This is a genomic window from Streptomyces sp. I05A-00742, assembly GCF_013055795.1.
Lineage (GTDB): Bacteria > Actinomycetota > Actinomycetes > Streptomycetales > Streptomycetaceae > Streptomyces.
This window is the reverse complement of sequence record NZ_JABETO010000010.1, coordinates 1-18,107: the sequence shown is the minus strand read 5'-3', so window position 1 is coordinate 18,107 and position 18,107 is coordinate 1. Positions and strand designations below refer to the sequence as shown.

Annotated in this window: 19 protein-coding genes; 6 read left to right on the top strand and 13 right to left on the bottom strand. The window is 72.6% G+C overall.

Annotated elements, in window-relative coordinates; all coding sequences use genetic code 11:
* Positions 1-63: 63 nt before the first annotated feature.
* From HN013_RS12270 to HN013_RS12255, 4 genes are all read right to left on the bottom strand, one after another.
* Positions 64-1,035, bottom strand: a complete 972-nt coding sequence (locus tag HN013_RS12270) for a glutamate ABC transporter substrate-binding protein (protein WP_249374972.1) — start codon at positions 1,033-1,035, stop codon at positions 64-66.
* Positions 1,036-1,052: 17 nt separating this feature from the next.
* Positions 1,053-2,429, bottom strand: a complete 1,377-nt coding sequence (locus HN013_RS12265; protein WP_312018584.1) for a hypothetical protein — start codon at positions 2,427-2,429, stop codon at positions 1,053-1,055.
* A gap of 367 nt (positions 2,430-2,796) precedes the next feature.
* Positions 2,797-3,810: an N-acetylglucosamine kinase gene (locus HN013_RS12260; protein WP_398979365.1), complete on the bottom strand. Its 1,014-nt coding sequence runs from the start codon at positions 3,808-3,810 to the stop codon at positions 2,797-2,799.
* Positions 3,801-5,099 (bottom strand): 6-phospho-beta-glucosidase, encoded by a 1,299-nt coding sequence (locus tag HN013_RS12255; protein ID WP_171166124.1) that lies wholly within the window; start codon positions 5,097-5,099, stop codon positions 3,801-3,803. Before HN013_RS12255 ends, HN013_RS12260 begins: the two co-directional genes overlap by 10 nt.
* Before the next feature lie 105 nt (positions 5,100-5,204).
* Between HN013_RS12255 and HN013_RS12250 the strand changes: the two genes are divergently transcribed.
* Genes HN013_RS12250 through HN013_RS12240 form a run of 3 tightly spaced genes read left to right on the top strand, consistent with a single transcriptional unit; the run spans position 5,205 to position 7,453 of the window.
* On the top strand, positions 5,205-5,714 hold the full coding sequence (locus HN013_RS12250) for an FBP domain-containing protein (RefSeq protein ID WP_171166123.1): 510 nt from the start codon (positions 5,205-5,207) through the stop codon (positions 5,712-5,714).
* 50 nt (positions 5,715-5,764) lie between these two features.
* Positions 5,765-6,643 (top strand): helix-turn-helix transcriptional regulator, encoded by an 879-nt coding sequence (locus HN013_RS12245; protein WP_171166122.1) that lies wholly within the window; start codon positions 5,765-5,767, stop codon positions 6,641-6,643.
* Between the two features lie 24 nt (positions 6,644-6,667).
* Positions 6,668-7,453: a glucose 1-dehydrogenase gene (locus HN013_RS12240; protein ID WP_171166121.1), complete on the top strand. Its 786-nt coding sequence runs from the start codon at positions 6,668-6,670 to the stop codon at positions 7,451-7,453.
* Positions 7,454-7,561: 108 nt separating this feature from the next.
* Here the strand turns inward: HN013_RS12240 and HN013_RS12235 are convergent, their stop codons facing one another.
* Positions 7,562-8,644, bottom strand: a complete 1,083-nt coding sequence (locus HN013_RS12235; RefSeq protein WP_171166120.1) for a mechanosensitive ion channel family protein — start codon at positions 8,642-8,644, stop codon at positions 7,562-7,564.
* A 258-nt stretch (positions 8,645-8,902) separates the two neighbouring features.
* On the opposite strand from HN013_RS12235, the gene HN013_RS12230 reads away from it, so the two are divergent.
* Complete coding sequence (locus HN013_RS12230; protein WP_004950088.1) at positions 8,903-9,439, top strand: HNH endonuclease; 537 nt, start codon at positions 8,903-8,905, stop codon at positions 9,437-9,439.
* Positions 9,440-9,634: 195 nt separating this feature from the next.
* Here the strand turns inward: HN013_RS12230 and HN013_RS12225 are convergent, their stop codons facing one another.
* The 4 genes from HN013_RS12225 to HN013_RS12210 form a co-directional block, all read right to left on the bottom strand.
* Positions 9,635-10,114 (bottom strand): hypothetical protein, encoded by a 480-nt coding sequence (locus HN013_RS12225; protein ID WP_171166119.1) that lies wholly within the window; start codon positions 10,112-10,114, stop codon positions 9,635-9,637.
* Between the two features lie 105 nt (positions 10,115-10,219).
* Positions 10,220-11,233: a hypothetical protein gene (locus tag HN013_RS12220; RefSeq protein ID WP_249374971.1), complete on the bottom strand. Its 1,014-nt coding sequence runs from the start codon at positions 11,231-11,233 to the stop codon at positions 10,220-10,222.
* Between the two features lie 232 nt (positions 11,234-11,465).
* Positions 11,466-11,654 (bottom strand): DUF397 domain-containing protein, encoded by a 189-nt coding sequence (locus HN013_RS12215; protein WP_171166118.1) that lies wholly within the window; start codon positions 11,652-11,654, stop codon positions 11,466-11,468.
* Complete coding sequence (locus HN013_RS12210; protein WP_171166117.1) at positions 11,651-12,457, bottom strand: helix-turn-helix transcriptional regulator; 807 nt, start codon at positions 12,455-12,457, stop codon at positions 11,651-11,653. Before HN013_RS12210 ends, HN013_RS12215 begins: the two co-directional genes overlap by 4 nt.
* A 196-nt stretch (positions 12,458-12,653) precedes the next feature.
* Between HN013_RS12210 and HN013_RS33650 the strand changes: the two genes are divergently transcribed.
* On the top strand, positions 12,654-12,788 hold the full coding sequence (locus HN013_RS33650) for a hypothetical protein (RefSeq protein ID WP_283247551.1): 135 nt from the start codon (positions 12,654-12,656) through the stop codon (positions 12,786-12,788).
* Between the two features lie 441 nt (positions 12,789-13,229).
* Here HN013_RS33650 and HN013_RS12205 read toward each other — a convergent pair whose 3' ends face one another.
* Positions 13,230-14,090: a serine hydrolase domain-containing protein gene (locus HN013_RS12205; protein ID WP_171166116.1), complete on the bottom strand. Its 861-nt coding sequence runs from the start codon at positions 14,088-14,090 to the stop codon at positions 13,230-13,232.
* A 118-nt stretch (positions 14,091-14,208) separates the two neighbouring features.
* Here HN013_RS12205 and HN013_RS12200 point away from each other — a divergent pair, with 118 nt between their 5' ends.
* Positions 14,209-14,418 (top strand): hypothetical protein, encoded by a 210-nt coding sequence (locus HN013_RS12200; RefSeq protein WP_171166115.1) that lies wholly within the window; start codon positions 14,209-14,211, stop codon positions 14,416-14,418.
* A 21-nt stretch (positions 14,419-14,439) separates the two neighbouring features.
* Here HN013_RS12200 and HN013_RS12195 read toward each other — a convergent pair whose 3' ends face one another.
* The 3 genes from HN013_RS12195 to HN013_RS12185 form a co-directional block, all read right to left on the bottom strand.
* Positions 14,440-14,862 (bottom strand): PIN domain-containing protein, encoded by a 423-nt coding sequence (locus HN013_RS12195; protein ID WP_171166114.1) that lies wholly within the window; start codon positions 14,860-14,862, stop codon positions 14,440-14,442.
* 12 nt (positions 14,863-14,874) lie between these two features.
* On the bottom strand, positions 14,875-15,090 hold the full coding sequence (locus tag HN013_RS12190; protein ID WP_171166113.1) for a hypothetical protein: 216 nt from the start codon (positions 15,088-15,090) through the stop codon (positions 14,875-14,877).
* A gap of 107 nt (positions 15,091-15,197) precedes the next feature.
* A partial coding sequence (locus HN013_RS12185; RefSeq protein ID WP_171166112.1) for a beta-N-acetylglucosaminidase domain-containing protein occupies positions 15,198-18,107 on the bottom strand: 2,910 nt, incomplete at its 5' end.

Sequence of the window (18,107 nt, the reverse complement as noted above, 5' to 3'; positions counted from 1 at the left end):
CTGTCGTTCCGGTGTCCTTCCCCCGTTTCCCGCTTCGCTGTCCGTCGCCCGCGCCTCTGCCCGTCAGTCCCGGTACTTGGGCTCCGGGGGCGCCGTGATGCCGAGGTCGCCGCGGGCCAGCCAGTCGCGGTAGGCCTTCATCCAGGGGCTCGACGCACCGCCGCTGCGGTAGTCGTCCAGCACCGCGTTGACCCGGCGTACCAGGTCGTCCGCGCCCAGATTCATCGCCACGCCGTAGTACTCGGTGGTGAACGGTTTGCCGACGAGTACCACGGACGGGTCCTGCGCGGCCTGGCCGGCCCCCAGCGCGTTGTCGGTGAGGATCGCGTCGACCTGGCCGAGCTGGAGCCGCACCAGGCAGTCGAGTTGGTTGGGAACGGTCGTCACGGTCACCGGGGTCCGCTTCGCCAGCTCCGTCAGCTGGGACTCGGCCGTGGAACCGTCGGCCGCGCAGACCTTCCGGCCGCCCAGGGTGCCGTTGTCGAAGCCGGTGACCGGCGACCCCTTGGGCACCAGCAGTTGCAGGCCGGCCTGGAAGTAGGCCGTGGAGAAGGCGACTTCCTTGATCCTGTCACAGCTGATGCTCATCGTACGGGCGACGATATCCACCTTGCCCGACTTCAGGGCGGGAATGCGCTGATTGGTGGGGATGGCCAGGAACGTCACCTTGTCGGGATCGCCCAGGATGGCCTTGGCGATGGCCCGGACGAGGGCGATGTCGAAGCCGTCGAGCTTGCCCTCCGCCGTGCGGAAGCCCCAGCGGTAGCTGTTCTGGTCGACACCGGCGATCAGCCGGCCGCGCTCCTTGATCCGGCGCACGGCAGGGCCTTCGGCGGTGGAGGGGCGCAGGCTCGCCTCCGGGTCGGTGCAGTCGGCGGCCTGTGCGGCGGCCGGGCGCACTGCCGCCACTCGGTGCCCGTCGTCCCTGCTCGTCCCGGTGCCCCGGGGGACGAGCAGCGCCGCCACCGCGGCCAGGGCGCACACCACGCCCACCGTCATGAACCGGAGCACCCTCCCGGTTGTCCGTCCCCGCATGCCCCCGCCTCCCCCGCTCACCGGTACTCCGACAGTCTGCGGCCGATGCCGACCACCACGGCGGCCGCGCCCAGCACGGCGAGCACGGCGGCCCCCGCCGCCAGCCCGGTCAGGGCGCCGCGCCCGTCGTCGGCGGCCTGCCGGAAGTCGTCCTTCTCGTGGGCCAGCGCCTTCCGCAGCGCGGTGTCCACGTGGTCGAACGACTCGCCCGTGCTGTTCCGTTCGCCGATCACCTTCGGCAGCGCCCGGTCGTAGTAGCCGGCGACGTCCGTGGCCCGGGCGTCGGCGTGCCGCCGCTTCCACTCCTCCACCGCGAGGATCGCCTGCCGCAGCGGGGCCGAGCCGGCCTCGTCCTCGGCCAGGCCCCGCGCCCTGGTCAGCAGGCTCATCGTCTGCCGTTCACCCTCGGGGTTCTCGGCCAGGTCCCGCATGTTCTTCCCGTAGCTCTCCTCGTAGGCGTCCTTGCCGTCCTTGAGGACGGCGCCGCGCGCCACGAGCGTCAGGTTCTCGGCGCCGCGGGCCTGGAGGGAGCTGATCCGGGCCATGTTGAGCACCTGGAGGGACCGGGCGCCGTCGTCGTACGAGTCCCTCAGCTCCGCCCTGGCCAGGCCGTGGCCCACCGCCAGCCACACCAGCACCACGCCGGTGGCCGCGGTCGCGGCCAGCAGGCCGTGGTTGAACACACGGTTGGTCCGCAGGTAGGTGCGCCGCTGGGCCCAGCCCAGCGCGCCGAGGGCCAGGATGCCCACGGCGATCGCCACCCACGGCCGGGCCTCGGCGTCCGCGTAGTCCGCGTCCAGCCGGTCCGTCTCCGCCTCGTACAGCCTGCGCGCGGCCGGCAGCAGGTCGTTGTGCATCCGGTCGCTGGCGTAGCGCAGGTAGGCGCCGCCCAGCGGGAGCCCCTGGCGGTTGTTGGCCCGCGCCTGCTCGACCAGGCCGGTGTAGACGGGCAGTTGCTTGTTCAGCGTGGCGATCTGCTCGCCCTCGGCAGGGGAGCCGCCGGCGTTCGCCGCCGCCTCGACCAGCAGTTTCGACGCCGTCGTGATGTCCTTCTCGTACCGCTGCCGGACCGCGTGCGTCTCCTGGCCGCCGGCCAGGAAACCGGTGGCGGCCGTGGTGTCCGCGTCCGCCAGCGAACCGTAGATGTCCGCCGCGGCGGCGCTCAGCGGCTCGCTCCGCTCCACGACGGCGTCCGCCGCCCGGGCCCGGTCCGTGACCTGCCACGCCGTCACCGCGCCGAAGACGACCAGTGCCGCGGCCAGCACCGCGCCCAGCACCCGCAGCCGCCCCGGCTCCGTTCTCGTCGCGGCCGCCCGTCCCCTGGCGAGCCACTCCCGCCACGAGCCCCCCGCGCGCGGGCCCGGTGGCCCGGCTTTCTGTCGCGGTTGTGACACGAGACCCCCCCCTTGGTCGCCGGTGGCGTCCGTCGTCGCCCGGCGCCGGGCGGGACGAGCACCTGACCAGCAGTATGGCCGCAGGGGCTGACAAAGACACCGGGGTCCGTTGTGATCTTGTTCGGATCGGGATCTGTGGCAGGCGCCGCGGGCGGCCGGCTTGCGCAGATGTTCACGCGGCTGGGGGGCCGGGCGGTTCCCTGGGGGTGTGCCCCCGCGCCCCCGGTGAGCGCGCCTGCGGCGCGCGTCCTCAAACGCCGGACGGGCTGAGACAGCCCGTCCGGCGTTTGAGGACAGCGCGCGCAGCGCGCGTCTGGGGGTGCGGGGGCTTGCCCCCGCAAGAAACGGTGAAAGGGCGGGCCAGGGGCTAAGCCCACCTCCTCCGCAACCCCGCGCACCCCGCCGCGGCCGGACCCACCCCCAGCCGGTCCAGGGCCAGCAGGGCCGCCCCGAGCACGGGCGGGGCAGTGACCACCACCGGTTCCGCGAGCGGGGCGCAGCGGGCCAGCCCCTTCAGGACGTCCTCGTGGAGAACGGCGTGCCGGGCAGCGAGCACGCTGCCGCCCAGGACCACCGGAACGCGTACGCCGAGCAGGTCGAGCCGGGCCAGCGCGGTGCGGGCCATCGTGACGACCTCCTCGGCCTGCCGGGCGACGATCGCCCGGGCCACGGCGTCCCCGGCAGCGGCGACGTCGAAGAGGAGGGGGACCAGCTCGTGCCGCCGGGCCGGGGCGAGGTCGCCCAGGTGCAGGGCCTCGATCAGTTGGGGCATGCCGGACAGGCCGAAGTGGGCGGGCAGGGCCCGGGCCAGTGCGCTGGGTTCGCCGCGGCCGTCGGAGGCGCGGGCGGCCCACCACAGCGCCTCGCCGGCGAGGTGCGCGCCGCCGCCCCAGTCGCCCGAAATGCGGCCGAAGGAATGGAACCGGGCGGTCCGGCCGTCGGGCGTCATGCCGCAGCAGTTGATGCCCGTCCCGCACACCACGGCCACGCCCTCCGGCGGGGAGCCGTCGGGCAGCCCGGCCCGCAGCAGGGCGAAGGTGTCGTTGACGACGGTGACGGTGCGCCCCCACCCGCACTTCTCGATCTCCGCGGTCAGCCGCTCCTCCTCCACCGGCAGGTCCGCGTTGGCCAGGCAGGCGTGGACGTGGTCCACGGGCAGCGCGCCCGCCGCTGCCTCGGACACCAGCCGCGCCAGTCCGGCCACCGCCGCGGCCGCGCCCCCCTCGGCCTGTGGCCGGAAACCGCCGCCGCGCGAGGTCCCGAGGACCCGGCCGGAGGCGTCCACCAGCGCGACGTCCGTCTTGCTGTTGCCGGCGTCGATCGCCAGCGCCGTACGGGGCGGCCCGGGGACCCCCACCGGCTCCCCGCCGCTCACGCCCACTCCAGGTGGTCGCGGTTGTGGGCGATCAGCGTGTCCGTCAGCCGTTCCGCGGGGACGTCCTGGGCGATCAGCGGGTGGGCCAGCAGCGCCTGGAAGACCCGTTCCCGGCCGCCCTCCAGGGCTGCCCGAAGGGCCAGGTGCTCGTACGCCGTGACCCCCGCCACCAGACCGGAGAAGAGCGGCTCCAGCGGCCGGACGGGCAGCGGGTGGGCGCCACGGGCGTCCACCGCCGCCGGGACCTCGACGACCGCGTCGTCCGGCAGGAACGGCAGGGTGCCGTTGTTCAGCGTGTTGACGACCTGCACCTCGCCGGTGTCCCCCAGCAGGGCCGACGTCAGCGCGACGGCGGCCTCCGAGTAGTAGGCGCCCCCGCGCCTCGCCAGCAGGACCGGCTTCTCGTCGAGCGCGGGATCGCGGTACATGGCCAGCAACTCACGTTCCATCGCGGCCACTTCCGCGGCCCGCGACGGCTTGGTGCGCAGCTCGGCCACGACTTCGTCGTGCCGGTAGAAGTAGCGCAGGTAGTAGGAGGGGACGACCCCGAGCCGGTCCAGCAGGCCGCGCGGGAGGCGCAGGTCGGCCGCGATCGCGTCACCGTGCTCGGCGAGCAGCTTCGGCAGCACGTCGATGCCGCCGCTGCCGCCGCTGCCGCCGCTGCCGCCGCTGCCACCGCTGCCGCCGACGCGCACCTCCCGTTCCCAGGTGAGGTGGTTGAGGCCCACGTGACCCAGGGTGACCTCCTGGGGCGTGACGCCGAGCAGCGCCGCGAACTTGCGCTGGAAACCGATGGCCACGTTGCACAGGCCCACCGCGCGGTGGCCCGCCGTGAGCAGGGCCCGGGTGACGATCCCGACCGGATTGGTGAAGTCCACGATCCAGGCGTCCGGGCTGCGCCGCCGGACCCGTTCGGCGATGTCCAGCACGACCGGGACCGTGCGCAGCGCCTTGGCCAGGCCGCCCGCGCCCGTGGTCTCCTGGCCGACACAGCCGCACTCCAGCGGCCACGTCTCGTCCTGCTCGCGGGCCGCCTGGCCGCCCACGCGCAGTTGCAGCAGGACGGCGGCGGCGCCGTCCACGCCCTCGTCCAGGTCCGTGGTCCAGGTGACCCGGCCGGGATGTCCCTGCCGGGCGAAGATCCGCCGGGCCAGTCCGCCGACCGGTTCGAGCCGGTCCACCGCCGGATCGATCAGTACCAGCTCGGTGACGGGCAGGGTCGACCGCAACCGGGCGAAGCCGTCGACGAGTTCGGGGGTGTAGGTCGAGCCTCCGCCGACCACTGCGAGTTTCACGGGAATCAGACCTCTTCGCGTCGCTGGGAGGGTGCTGGAAGGTGCTGGGAGGGTGCACGAAATTCGCATGACGCCACATCGGGCGCACTGTTAACTTTCCGCCTCATGGAACCACTCGGCGAGAACGAGATACGAGCCTCTTTCCTCAATTGCTCGAAAGGCGAAGCCCGCAGGATCAGCCTGCCCAGAGGACTCGCCGAACTCCCCTGGGCCGATCTCGACTTCCTGGGCTGGCGCGACCCCGGCGCCCCCGACCGCGGCTACCTGGTCGTCGTCCGGGGCGGCAAGCCGCAGGGGATCACGCTGCGGGTGCCCCAGGGCGGCCCGCGCAGTCTCGCCAGGACGACCATCTGCTCGTTCTGCCTGACCGGCCACCCCGGCTCGGGCGTCTCGCTGCTCGCCGCCCGCAAGGTGGGCGCCTCCGGACGCGACGGCAACACCGTCGGCGCCTACATGTGCGCCGACCTGGCGTGCCCGCTGTACGTGCGCGGGAAGAAGGTGCCCGAGTTCAGCGGTCCCCGGTACAAGGAGTCGCTGAGCCAGGACGAGCAGGTGGCGCGGATGCTGGGGAACGTGGACGAGTTCCTGCGGAAGGTGGGCGCGCCGGGCGCGTAGTAATAAGAGGGCGGGGCATTACGGACGGGCCCTCCCGTTACCGTGGCCGTATGGCCAGCGACACCCCCTCCGCCCCCGGTCGCCGCGAGCGGCTCCGCGACTTCCTGCGCACCCGCAGGGCGCGGCTCACCCCCGAGGACGTGGGGCTGCCCCCGGCGCCGCGCCGCCGCACGCCGGGGCTGCGGCGCGAGGAGGTGGCCCTGCTGGCCGGTGTGGGCGTCTCCTGGTACACGTGGCTGGAGCAGGGGCGGCCCATCAACGTCTCCGCCGAGGTCCTCGACGCGATCGGCCGGGCCCTGCGCCTGGACGGGCCCGAGCGCGAGCACCTGTACCTGCTGACCGGGCTCAACCCGCCGCCGCCGACCGGCCCGTCCCCCTCCGCGGCCACCCCCGAACTCCGGCGGCTGATCGACGCCTGGGCACCGCGGCCCGCCGTCCTGCTGGACCGGTACGGGAACTTCGTCGCCGTCAACGACGCGGCGCGGGCGGTGTTCGGCTACGACGACACCGACCGCAACTGCCTGGTCTCCTTCTTCACCAACTCCCGCTACCGGAATCTGCACACGCACTGGGCCGCCGTCGCCCCCGGCGTGGTCGCCGCGTTCCGCGCCGCCGCGGCCCGGCATCCGGGCGACCCCGGGTTCGACCGGATCGCCGACGAGCTCCGCGGCGCCGCCCCCGAGTTCGCCGAGCTGTGGGGACGGCACGACGTGGCCGGGGTGGTCCAGACGGTGAAGGCGGTGCGGCACCCGGAGGCGGGTGACCTGGTCTTCGACACGACGACCCTGTCCGTCCCGGACCTGCCCGGCCACCACGTGGAGCTCCAGAACCCCCGGCCCGGGACCGGGACGGCCGCCCGTCTCGAACGGCTGGTGGGCTCCCAGGGTGGTGTTGCCGGACCCGGGTTGAGTGAGCACTGTTCGCGATGATCACCGGAGCGCAGGCTGAGGTCCATGACGAACAGCTCCACACGGACCGACAGCTCCACACGCTTCGAGAACAAGATCGCGCTCATCACCGGCGGCGGGCGCGGCATGGGCCTGGCCACCGCCCGCCGGCTGCTGGCCGAGGGCGCCCAGGTGATCATCACCGGCCGTGACCGGGCCCGCCTGGACGCCGCGGTCGCGGAACTGGACGGCGGCGACCGGGTCCACGCGGTGCGCGGCGACGTGTCGAGCGTCGCCGACGCGGACGCCCTCGCCACCGCGGTCCGGGAGCGGTACGGACGGCTCGACGTGGTCTTCGCCAACGCCGGCGTCGCCTCGATGCGGCCCTTCGGCGAGATCACCGAGGCTGAGTTCGACCGCGTCGTCGGGATCAACCTCAAGGGCGTGTACTTCACGCTCCAGCGGACCCTGCCGCTGCTGGCCGACGGCGCCGCCGTCGTGATCAACGCCTCCTGGACGCAGCACCGCGGCATGCCCACCGCCTCCCTGTACGCGGCGACGAAGGCGGCGGTGGGCAGCCTGACCCGGACGCTCGCCGCGGAGCTCGGTCCGCGGGGCATCCGGGTGAACTCGGTGAGCCCCGGTTACATCGCCACGGCGATGTACCACGACGTGATCTCTCCCGACGAGGAGGCGGCCGTGGTCGCCCAGATCGTCGGGGGCCGTGTCGGCACTGCCGAGGATGTCGCCGACGCGGTCGCCTTCCTCGCCTCGGACGAGTCGTCCTACGTCAACGGGCAGGATCTGATCATCGACGGGGGACTGGTGGCGGCGGTCCCGCCGGCCGCCTGACCGCAGGCGCGGGGCGGGCGGGTCCCTGGTGGCCGGATTTCGGTGGATCGGGGCGCTCGTACCCGGCGCGTCATACGCGGAAAGCGCCCCGGTCCACCGATTCCCGTCTCACTTCCCGAGCGTCGCCCCCGGCGGCACCGGGACCGGCGGCGTTATCGGCGTCGTGGCCTGCGACTGCGCCGACGTCGGGTTGCCGAGGACGGACGGCGGGGCGACGGCCGCCGTGGGGTCGGCGGGCTCCGGGGACTCCTCGGCCGCGGCGGGCGGGGGACCCATGCGGATGCCCGCCGCGTCCAGCGCCCGCTTGATCCGCCAGCGCAGCTCGCGCTCGACGGAGGCCGCCTCGCCCGGCGCCGCCTTCCCCTGGACGCGGACCACGACGGAGTCCAGCGAGACCGAGTCCAGGCCCATGACCTCGACCGGCTCCCACAGCTTCTCGTCCCAGGGCGCGCTCTTCGACATCTCCTCGCCCACGGCCGCTATCACCTCGCGGGCCCGGTCCAGGTCCTCGTCGTAGCGGAGCGTGACGTCCACCTCGGCCATGGCCCAGCCCTGGCTCAGGTTCCCGATCCGCTTGACCTCGCCGTTGCGCACGTACCAGATGGCGCCGTTCGCCCCGCGGAGCTTGGTCACGCGCAGGCCGACCTCGACGACCGTGCCCGTCGCGACACCGGCGTCGATCTCGTCCCCCACGCCGTACTGGTCCTCAAGGATCATGAAGACACCGGAGAGAAAGTCCGTGACCAGGTTGCGGGCGCCGAAACCGATGGCCACGCCCGCCACACCGGCGCTCGCGAGCAGCGGGGCCAGATTGATCTTCAGGACGGACAGCACCGTCAGCGCGGCCGTGCCCATGATCAGGAACGAGGCGACACTGCGCAGCACCGATCCGATGGCCTCCGAGCGCTGGCGGCGGCGCTCGGCGTTGACGAGAATGCCGCCCAGGGCGTTGTCCACGGCCTGGGCCGTACGGTTCATCCGCGCTATGAGCTTGGTGATCGCCCGGCGGACCAAGGTGCGCAGGACGATCGCGATCGCGACGATCAGAATGATGCGCAGGCCGTTGCTGACCCAGACGGACCAGTTCTCCTCGAGCCAGCCTGCGGCGTCGTTGGCGGTCTTCTGTGCCTCGTCGAGGGACGAGGGACGGGGCGTCGAGTCTGCGGCGGCGAAGGCAGCGGACCAGGACACAGCGGGAACCCTTCGTAATGGACATGCCCCGCGCCGAGCATCGGCAGGGACAGACCCACCACACTAACGGGGCAGGGCGGGTCCTCCGTTGTTGTGTTCGAGAAGGGACAGGTCCTGTGCGGGGTTGACCGAGGTGTGTTCCAAAACACCTGTGACCCGTTACCCGCCGATGGTGGCGCTTCGGCCAGGGGCCAGGGGACACTTGCATGAGATCGTCCCGGCGCGAGCCACGCGCCGCCGGCGTACAAGGAGGCACCCGTGCCGCATGTCCTGGTCCTCAATGCGTCGTACGAGCCGCTCGGCGTCGTACCGCTCCGCCGCGCGCTCATACTCGTCCTCAATGAGAAGGCCATCAGCCTTGAGGACACGGGCGCCTACCTGCACAGCGCCAGCTGCACCATCCCCGCTCCCAGCGTCGTGAGGCTCAAACGCTTCGTGCGGGTCCCCTTTCGGGGCCCCGTCCCGCTCACCCGCCGGGCCCTCTTCGCCCGCGACGGCGGGCGCTGCGCCTATTGCGGTGGCGTCGCAACCAGCGTCGACCACGTCGTCCCGCGCAGCCGCGGCGGCCAGCACGCCTGGGAGAACGTGGTGGCCGCCTGCCGCCGCTGCAACCACGTCAAGGCCGACCGGCACGTCTCCGAGCTGGGCTGGCGGCTGCGGCACCAACCGGCTCCACCGTCCGGGCTCGCCTGGCGGATCATCGGCACGGGGCATAGGGACCCGCGCTGGCTGCCTTACCTGGAGGCATACGGCGCGGAGGACGCGATGGCCCGGATCGACGGCATTTCCGCCTGAGAGGACCGGGCCTTCTTCATACCCGGCCCGGTCCCGGTCTCTCGTCGGGGCGGGGGCGGGGCCGGGAGACGGCCGACTGCCGGGGTGGCGGCACCCCCTGTCGGCTGAGCGGGCACATCGCACTCTTCCGCCGACCTCGGCGCTCGGTCGGGTGTCAGAACGGGAAGATCCGAGTGAGGACGACGGTATGGGCGTCTACGTTGATCCAATACTCGACGATGCCCCCACCGTTGGGGATGGGGCGGTTCGCCAGTGCTTTCCCTGGGGGGCCGGCGTGCTGCCCTCAAGCCAAGGGTCTTCCGCGATGGCCACGGTCAGGGCGACGATCTTTCCGAACAGGTCTGCCGGCAGACGGAGGTCCGCAAGTGTCTCGCCTGCCGCGGCCGACGGCTCGACCGGCCAGATATCCGCTTCTTCGTGATCACTCACCAGGCGTCTCTCCGCCCGCGGCCCTGCGGCGACGGATGATCTGCTGACGACGGGCAAGGTACCGGCCTCCGTGGCGGCGACGATGTGCTCGCGCTCCGGGTCACTGTCCAGCATGGCGTGGCCCCAATATGTGGCAATCACGTGGTCGAGGTCCGGACCTGCCTCGGCGGCGAGCACCAAGCGGTAGAACTCCATCCGCTTCTCCGCGCCCAGCGCCTCGGCGATGCCTTGGATGGTGCGCGGCACCTGAGGACGAGGCGCTCCGTAATGGACCGGTTGTGCGCTCATGAGGCGTGGTTTTCTTTCCGTCGTTTCTGCCAGTCTGACGCTTCCGCTACGGCCGGTCGAGCGTCACCGGCGGCCCTTGCGCGGCTTCGGTGGGCGTGCGGGTGTTCTCGGGCGGTTGCGGAGGGTGGTTCGCAGTTCGTTGACGCGCCGCCGTACCTCTGCCTCGTACTCGGGGGAGGGGTCGGTGGGGGTCGGGGTGTCCCCGTGGCAGGTGCGGCACAGGCCGCCCGGCAGGGCCTCCGGCGGGCCGGGGACGTGGCAGCCCGTGCATTCCATGATCCGGCGGGGCGGGGTGTCCTCCGCCGGACCGCAGGAGACCTGCTCGGGCGGCATCCGGTCCGTCAGCCGCCTGCGGGCGAACGCGCCCGGCACGACGACGAACTCCGGCAGCCCGCTGACCAGCGCGTGCGTGAGCGCCGCCGGGCTCGTCCCACGGGCCAGCCACTCCGTCGCCAGCGGTTCGAGCGCCGCGCACTCGCGGGCCGACAGCCCCATCCGGGGGTCGGCGCGGCCGATCGACGCGAGGACGCCGTAGGCGGGGGAGCGGTGGCGGGCGGGGGGTGCCGCAGGTGCCGCTTCCTGCTGCGTTCGCGGCTCCGGCTGAGTTCGCGGCTCCGGCTGTGTCGGCGGCTCTGTCTCTGTCGGCGGCTGCGTCTGTGTCGGCGGCGCGTCGCCCTTCAGGAACGCCGCCCACCAGACGTCGTCCCGCGCCGTTCGGGAGAAGTACGTCCGCGTGACCCACTGCGTCCGCTCCGCGCTGACCAGTTCCCGGCAGATCCGCAGGTGACCCGCCTCGGAGAGGACGCGCAACGCCGTCCGGACGGCCTGCTGCCCGAACGGCAGCTCCTTGGCGAGCGTCTTGTGGTCCATCGCCGCGCCCTCGGGCAGGCGGTCGACATGCCCCGCGATGTACGCCTCGCGGGCGGGGAGGTGCGTGAAGTCCCGTGCGGTGCGCGGGGCTTGGTCGGGTGCCGGGCGCTTGCCGTAGCCGGGCTTGGCCATGGGCGGCTGCGGTGCGGTGGGCGGCGTGGGTGGCGTGTACGGGCGCGCGTCGGCGCTAGGATTGGCGACAGCCATGGGATCGGTCCTAAGCGATCTTGATGGTCAGGCCCTCGCTCGGTGTTTGCGGCACCGGCGGGGGCCGTTTTCTTTGTCCGCACGGTACACGGTCGCGGCGCTGTGTGGCGACTTCGTCGCGGAACGTCATGCGCACGTGTGCGGGCGGGAGTTGGGAGGGAGGGTGGGATTGAACCCACACCAACCATTCCTTGGAAAGAGGGCTCGGGTTCCGAGTCCCGAAGCTCAGGTCTCAAGCCTCGGGTATGTGGGCTATGAAGTTCGCCCAGGTGGGGGCGGGGAAGGTGAGTTGGGAACCCTGCGGGCCGGAGCCGAGCTTCGAGTCCCGGACGTGGGTGGTGTGCGGGTGGTGGGCGATCTCCAGGCATTCGGCGCCTTCGGAGTCGCTGTGGCTGGACTTGAACCAGTGCAGCTCGTTCATAGCTCCTCTGCGATCCTTCTGATGAACTCTGCGGACTTCTCCGGGCTGAGCGCCTGGGCGGCGAGGAGGGCCCATCGCTGACGCATGATGCTGACCGTTGCGGGATCGGTGTACAACGAGCTGGTCCCCTGCCCTTCGGTGTAGGCGAGCAGTTCGTGCTCGGCTGTCTCCAGCACGATGAACGGCCCCATCAGACCGATGTGTGCGCCACCGGTCGGTAGTGCTTGGACAGTGACATTGCGCCGTTCTGCCGCCTCAAGCAAGTGGAGCAACTGCCTTTTGTGTGCGGCTGGGTCGCTCATCGGGCGGCGGAGTACGCACTCGTCGATCACGTAGCTGAAGATGGTGGCCTGATTCTCCAGCAGGGCCTGGCGCTCAAGTCGTGCGGCGACTCTGGTTTCGACGGTCTCGTCGTCAACAGGAGGCCAGAAAGAGGTGAAGAGGGCGCGCATGGTCTCTTCGGTCTGAAGGAGGCCGGGAATCACCTGGCACTGGTACGCGCTGATGGCGATGGCGTCGGCTTCGCACCGCATGTAGTCCTGACTGCGCTCCGGGTATTTCTCGGGTTGCAGGTAATCCTCCCCGGCCAGCAGCAAGCCCTGCGCGCCGCACAGTTCGTCCGCGACCCTCAGTACGCGCGGCGTCGGCTTCCGCCGCCCTTGCTCCATCGCCTTGATGGTCTCCACGCTGTAGCCGGCCCGACTGGCCAGCTCCTCCCGGCTCACCCCGGCCCGAAAGCGCCACCGCTTGATCTGGTTGCCGCAGTACCGCCACCCCACGGGTGGCAGGGAGTTCCCGTCCATCTTCGCCTCCTGCTGTCTCGGTGCAGGCGGAGGCTACGCCCGGAGTGAGGCGTGTGGGGCGCGAATGTTCGCACTCGCCACGGAAGGGTGAATGTGCGGCCAGAGGTCCAACTCATCCGGAAAGCCGACCCGTTGGCACTAGGCTCATCCACGATGACGTGCCAGTCGTGAGCCGACCCAGGAAAGGGCGCCACATATGGCACACCATCGAAGGCTGAGGAGCTCGATCGGCTGGGATCGGGTGAAGCGTGGGGCGAAGGCGGTGACACCGTGGGTGGAACTGATCGTCGCCGTGACCACGCTGATCCTGATCGTGATCGGCAAGGGCTGATCGGCGGGGCCTATACCCAGTAGGCCCCGACGATCAATCCGTCAGCCTGCCCGTCACGGGGAGCTGGTCCCCCGTGGCGGGCTTTTCTCGTGCGTCTGACCCGCGGGGCCTAAACCCATTAGGCCCCGACGATCAAACCTTCAGTCCGCCCCGGCCAGCCGAGGCACCTCCACGATAGCGGCCCCCGCCGCCCGGCGCCCGCCCCAAGGCCAACCTCGGCCCGGAAGCCACGCTCCTGAGCGATCACCCCCGCCGACGGACCGCCAGGCTGTTCGAGACTCGGTGCCCGGCTCCCCCTGTCCGGGTGTATCTCTCCGTACCGAGCCTCCGCACCGAGCCAACCCTCTACCGTGAAACGCAACCGATGGCGGGCCATTTCAAGGCGGACTCCCCGCCCCTCCGAGGCGCCATCCAGGCGCCGGGGAAGGGTGGGGACCCGCTTCACCGCCCCGTCCTCCGCAGCAGATCGACCGCCATCCGGTCCGTCTCCTCCGGCGACCCGCCCAGCCGGTGCACCAGCACCCACCGCCCGTCCGGGAACGCCCCGGCGAACACCGACGCCTTCCGGGTCGCGCCGTTGTGCCAGGTCAGCTCGCCCGCGCGCTGCCAGCTCGGGGCCGGTTCGCCGAGGGTGCGGTCGAGGACGAGGCCGGTGAGGACGCGGGCCGCCGCGCGTGGGGTGGCCCAGAGGCCGCCGGCCGGGAGGATGGCGCCGTCCATGGTCCAGGGCTTGGAGGGGCGCCCGAACAGCCCCTTCGGGATGAGCTTCCGGCGGCCCGCCGGGGGATGGGGTGTGACGTCGTCCGCGACGCCGAGCGGTATGAGGACCCGTTCCCGGAGGGCGTCGGCGTACGGGCGTCCGTCCGCCGCCACGAGGGCGGCGCCGAGCACCGCGTAGCCGAAGTTGGAGTACGTCTCCTGCTCGCCCGGCGCGGTGGTGACCAGGTCGCCGAGCCGGGGGAGGAGGGCGCGCAGCGCCTCGTCGGTGAACGCGCGGTACGGATCGGTGCGGGAGGTGAGGCCGGGTGGCAGCCGGGGCAGGCCGGACGTGTGTTCCGCGAGGTGCCGGAGGGTGATGCCCGTGCCCTCGCCGTTCCCGCCGGTCGCCCCGAGCCACTTCTCCACCGGGTCGTCCATGTCGAGGACGCCGTCCGCAGCGAGCCGCGTCATCAGCGTGCCGGTCAGGACCTTGGTGAGTGACCCGATCTCGACGAAGGCGTCGGGGTCGTGTCCGGGAGTGGTGGACGGAACGCCCTCGTCCGTTCCGGACAGGACGCAGGTGGGTACGGAGGAAGTCGACATCCACCCATCATGATCACCGATGGTCCCTGCCGACAAGGCAGTTCGGGCGTACGCACTTAGGGGGAGCATGTCGCACATGACGGTGCCATCGGTCCAACTTGGGCGCATCATCGCGGACATGAACCAGAAAGCCGGGCAGCAGGAGAGGTTCCCCAGGACGATGTGCGAGGGAGTGCGCTGCACCCGCTGCATGGACCGCACCATGGTGCGCGAGATCCACATGGGGCACGACGGCACCATCTCGCGCTACGACGACTGGCTCTGCAACTGCGGCTACCGCCGGCCGAGCAGGGAAGAGGCGAAGCGGAGCAGCGTTCGGGTGGGTTGAGGACGGCCACCCAGGGCTTCGTCAGCGGGGATACAGATGAAGTGCCGTGGTGTGCGCGGGGCGGACGACGGTGAAGTGCCGGTGGTCCAACGTGGCGATCTTCGGCGTCTTGACGCGCTCGGCGACCGCCACGACAGAAGCGTCCGTGCCGCCCAGCGGGAGGTCGGCGTAGGTGCGAACGAGCTCGGCCATGCGGGCCAGGTCCTCGGGCATCAGCCCGGTGACCGTGCCGTATGCGCCGAGCGCCAGATCGTCCAGGAACACTGCCTCGGCCCGCGGGCCGCCGAAGCGTTCGATCAAATAGCAGGTCTCGGCGATCACGGTCGCCGGGATCAGCAGGTCGCGCCGGGTCGGCAGGGAGTCGAGCCAGGCCCGGCACCGTCCGTGCGCGGCGTCCCCAGGGCTGGCGAGGGCCACCAGTGGGCCCGTGTCCACGACGATCACGTGTCGATTCTGTCAGTGACCGAAGCCGTCGGAGAGGTAATCGTCCACACGGGCCGAGAGGTCCGAGGGCGCCCCGGAGAGGATGCCCACAGAGCGCGGATACGGTGGTTGGTCGGCGGTCGGACGGTCCTCGCCCCTGGCGTACGCGCGCAGTATGGCAGCGACCGTTCCGAGCTCGTCCGCGCCGATCCGGTCGACCAGGCTGTGCAGCTCGTCCCGAGTCGTCATGAGTCCAGCGTACGGTGCGCCCCGCTGCTCGGCTGCTGCAAACCACCAACCGACCGTTGCGATGCGCGGCCGACGCCGGACACGGCGCGCGCCGAGCGGTGGGGAGGCTACCCCTTCTTCCCCTCCCGCACCGCGTACGCCTCCACGTCCACCAGCGAGTACCCCGCCGACTCCGTCGCCCGCTTCACTCCCTGGACGCGCACGAAGCGCGTGCCCGGGGCGTCGAAGCGGACGGTCTCGACGCCGCCCTTGCCGTCCGTGACGGTTGCCGCGTCGCGCCAGGTGCGGCCGTCGGGGGAGGTCTGGACGCGGTAGCGGGTGGCGTGGAGTTCGGCCTGCCAGTGGAGGACGAGGCGGCCGAGGCGGGTGGGGCGGGGGAGTTGGAGTTGCCACCAGGCGTCGTCGGCGGGGCGGGAGGACCAGCGGGTCCGGGGGTTGCCGTCGAGGGCGGCGAAGGGCGGGAAGTCGGAGGCCTCGTCGCCGGAGGAGGTGGCCGTGCCGGTGCGGGCGAGGTCGGGGCCGCCGGAGGCCGGGTGGGCGTGGACGGTCACCGTGCGCTCCTGGTCGCCGAGGCGGATGGGGACGGTGAAGACGCGGGAGGCGGCGCCGGCGGGGACGGAGAGTTCGATGCGGGTGGTGGACACCCCGCCGCGGACGGTCGTGACCTGTGCGGGGGCCTTGACGGTGACGCCCTCGGGGGCGCGGACGGTGAGCTTCTCGTTGACCGTGCCCGGGCTTTGGTTGATCACTCGGGCCTCGACGACCGCCGGGGCCCCGCCCGCCTCGGCCGTGGCCTCGGTGTGGGCGAGCTCGAAGTGGGAGGAGGGGGTGTCGGCGAACCAGGGGGTGATCTCGTGGACGGTGGCGGGCCGGGTGGAGCCCGTCCAGACCAGGCGCAGGGCGTCGGCGCGTACGCCCTTGCCGGGCAGCTGGGTCCAGCCGCTGTCGGACAGGGCGCCGAGGGGCTGCCAGCCCTTGTCGGGGGTGTGGGCCTCGACCGTGCCGCGCGCGCCGGGAGTGGCGGCGGTGAGCACGGTGACGGCGGTCATGGGGTGGGGTTCGCGCAGCCTGACGGTCAGCGGGCCGTCCGCCGGGGCGGGGACGGACGTCGCCGGGGCGCCGTCGGTCGCGTCCCCGGCCGTGCGCAGCGGACGGTCGACGCCGAGCCAGCCGTTGGCGCGGGCGACGGCCTGCTGGAGGAAAGGCGTCAGGACGCCGGCGCCCACGGTCACCCGTTCGGAGGAGATCCGGTCGCGCAGCCGCAGTACGTCGAGCTCCGCGCGCCAGGCGCCCGCGCCGTCGCCGCGCGCCTGGGCCGTGAGCATGTCGACGGCGCGCGCGCCCGCCTCGCCGTGCCGGGCCAGCTGCTCGACCCAGGGCCGGACCTCCATGCCCAGGGTGTCCGTCAGCCGGCCGGGGGCGTCCGCCATGGTGCGGAAGGCGGAGCGCAGCTTGCCCGCCGCCGCCTTCAGCCGATCGGCGTCCGTGCCGGAGAGCGCCGTCCAGAAGTCGTCCATCAGGGGGCGCAGGTACGCCGATTCCTCGCCGCCGAGGACGGACGAGGCGTCGTTGCCGGCCAGCGCCCGCAGCGCCTCGCGGGCCCGCGGATCGTCGCCCGCGAGGTCGTCGACGGCGGCCCTCCAGGACTCGTCCGGGCGGTAGTCCCGCGGGTTCCAGGCGTAGTCGGCGGTGGTGAACAGGGGGATGCGGGAGGCGGTGGCCTGTGCGGAGGCGTTGGCGAGCAGGGCGGCGGAGCCGACGGCGACGGCCGGTTCGCGGCCGGTGTACGGGCCGAGGAAGATACGGTCCTGCGCGAAGTCGTTCACCGGATAGTTGTCCATGGTGACCAGCCGGTGACCCAACGCCGAGCGCGCGGAGGCGAGTTCGGCGCCGGTGATGGTCCGCGGCACCACGCCCACGCCCGTCCAGGCCACCTCGACGCGCGGGTCGAGCCGGTCGGCGAGCTCCCGCCGGAAGGCCGTCCCGCCGTCCTGGTAGTACTCGGTGGGCAGCAGCGACAGGGGAGCCGCCCCGTCGCCCTTCGCGGCCAGGTGCTCGGCGAGCGCGCCCGCCACCTTCGCCTGCGCCTCCGCCGCGGCCCGCGGCCCCGAGCCGAAGGCGTCCTCGTCGGCCCCGCAGTGCCACTCGCTGTAGCTGACGTCCTGGAACTGGAGCTGGAACGCCCGGACGCCCAGCGCCCACATGGCGTCCACCTTGCGCTTCAGCGCCCGCAGGTCCTCGGCGGAGGAGAAGCACATCGCCTGCCCGGGCGCGACCGCCCAGCCCAGCGTCACATGGTTGCGGCGGGCGCGGTCGGCCAGCGTGCGGAACTCGTCGCGCTGCCCCGCGGGGTACGGGTCGCGCCACTTGGCCTGGCGGTACGGGTCGTCGCCCGGGGCGTACAGGTACCGGTTCAGCTTCGTCCGGCCCATGAAATCCAGCTGGGAGAGGCGTTGCGGCATCGACCAGGGCTGTCCGTAGAACCCCTCGGTGACCCCGCGCACGGCCGTCACCGGCCAGTCGCGGATCACGGCACCGGCGAAGGCCCGGCCGCCGTCCTGCCGCACCACCAGCTGACGGAGCGTCTGCGCCGCGTGGAACAGGCCGTCCTCGCCGACGCCCGCCAGCGCCACCGTGGGCCGGCCGTCCCGCTGCCCGGACGCCAGGCGGTAGCCGCCCGCGGACAGGTCACCGGCGGCCGGGGCGCCGAGCGCGCGCAGCGCCTCCTCGGCCGGCCGCCCGCCCGCGTACACGATCAGTCCGCGCGGCGGCGGGGTGCCGCCGGGCTGGGCGTCCACGACCGTACGGGCGCCGGCCGCGCGCAGGACCTCCCGCAGCGCCGACAGGGCGTAAGGATCAGTGCCCGGTTCGGCCATCAGGGTGACCTCGGTGCCCACCGGGACCGGCGCACCCTGGGCGCGGGCCGCCTGGGGACGCGGCCAGACCCGGGGCAGCGCGCCGGCGCTGTCCGGCTCGGCGGTGCCCGGGCTGCCCGCCGCCGGGGCGGCGGGGCCGTC